The sequence below is a fragment of the Streptomyces sp. NPDC001270 genome, assembly GCF_042896695.1.
Lineage (GTDB): Bacteria > Actinomycetota > Actinomycetes > Streptomycetales > Streptomycetaceae > Streptomyces.
This window is the reverse complement of record NZ_JBIAXM010000102.1, coordinates 1-1,695: the sequence shown is the minus strand read 5'-3', so window position 1 is coordinate 1,695 and position 1,695 is coordinate 1. Positions and strand designations below refer to the sequence as shown.

The 1,695-nt window shown below is 70.7% G+C and carries 1 protein-coding gene; it reads right to left on the bottom strand.

Annotation, left to right across the window (positions count from 1 at the left end; genetic code table 11):
* Positions 1–201: 201 nt before the first annotated feature.
* Entirely contained in the window at positions 202–1,425 is a 1,224-nt protein-coding gene (locus ACFY2B_RS46145) for an IS110 family transposase (protein ID WP_390769046.1), read from the bottom strand.
* Positions 1,426–1,695 lie beyond the last annotated feature (270 nt).

Genomic DNA, 1,695 nt, shown 5'->3' with positions numbered 1-1,695 from the left:
GGGGTGCCCCTATCTGTTTCGTCAACCCTGGTGGGGTTGGCTTGTAGGGGTTGATCCTGGTTTTCGGGAACGTCCCGCGAAGCGGGACGTTCCCGGCGGATCGGGTAGCTGATGGGCAGCCCGGTGGCCGGCAGGGCCGGAGTCGCCGTGCCGGTGGGCGGGCGTGATGGGGCCTGAAGGGTAGGGGCGGTGGAGCAGTCGTCAGGCGGCGAGGTCGACGTCGCCCGGGGTGCGTGGTTCGTAGAGGGCGCCGGTGCGGATCATCGCGTGGATGACGTTCACGCGCTGGCGGGCCAGGCGGAGGACCGCCTGGGTGTGAGTCTTGCCGCGGGCGCGCTGACGGTCGTAGTAGACCCGCGACGACGGGTCGCTCTTGCAGCCGATCGCGGCGAACGCGGCCTGGAACAAGGCGCGTTTGAGCAGGCGGTTGCCACGATGGGGTGCGTGCTCGCCGCGGATCGAGGTGCCCGAGGACTTCGTCGCGGGGGCGAGCCCGGCGTAGGAGGCGAGGTGCCCGGCGGTGGGGAAACCCGTGCCGTCACCGATGGCGACGATCACGGCGGCCGTGGTCCTGACGCCCAGGCCGGGCAGAGACGTCAGGAGGTGGAAAAGAGGGAGGGCCTCCAGCAGGGCGGCGATCTCCTGCTCGGCCTGGCGGCGCTGGGCGTGCGCGGCGGCGAGCTGGGCGGCCAGGCCAGGCACGATCAGCGCGGACGCCTCGGTGCCCGGAACGACGAGGGACTGCTCGGCGAGCGCGTCGAATATCTCTGCGGTCAGATGGTGGGCCTTGCGCGAGCCGTGTGCCTTGAGCAGGGCCTCGCAGCGGGCCCGGCCCAGCTTCCTCAGCCTGACCGGGGAACCGTGGCGCTGAAGGAGGGCCTGGATGTAGGGGTAGGCCAGGCGGGGGCCGAGGACGCGTTCAAGAGAGGGGTGGATCTGGGAGAGCAGGCCGCGCAGCCGGTTGGTGGCGCGGTTGACCTCGCCGGCCAGGTCGTTGTCGTAGCCAGTGAGCAAGGTCAGCTCGGCCAGCACCTCGTCGTCACGGTCCACCGCGCGCAGAGTGTGCGGCATGGTCCGGGCGGTCTCGGCAATCACGAACGCGTCGCGGGCGTCGGTCTTGGCCTCGCCCGGGTGCAGGTCGGCGGCACGCCGCATCGACAGCCCGGGCAGGTAGGCCACCCGGCAGCCCGCCGCGCGGGCCACCGTCAGCGGCAGCGCGCCGATGTCGGCGACCTGGTCCACGACCACCAGCACGGTGCCGAACTTCGTCACCAGCTTGCTGAACAGCTCCAGCAGTTTCGGCTCGGTGTTGGGCAGCCGCTTGTCGTGCGCGGTTCTGCCGTCCTTGGTCCGGCCATGGGCGTGGTGGAATTCCTTGCCCAGGTCCAGGCCGAGGAACAGATCGATGTCGACGGTGTCGACCATGCTCGCGTGCCCCCTCGATACGCACTCGTACCCAGTTCCTGGCCGTCCCTGCGGCACCACACGCCGGCAACCACGTTACGCAGACATCCCCGCCCAAAGCGGTCCGGCGTTGCACCGGACCAGGCGGTCGTCAGGCCCCTCATCAGCGGTCAAGCGGTGCCCCGAGGCCCGGCGGCAACACCCCCCAGGTCATGCGTACGACAGGGGGCAAACAGCCATACCGGACCCGGGGGCCAGGCGCCCCGTTGCGGGGCCACAAGAAAGGTAACG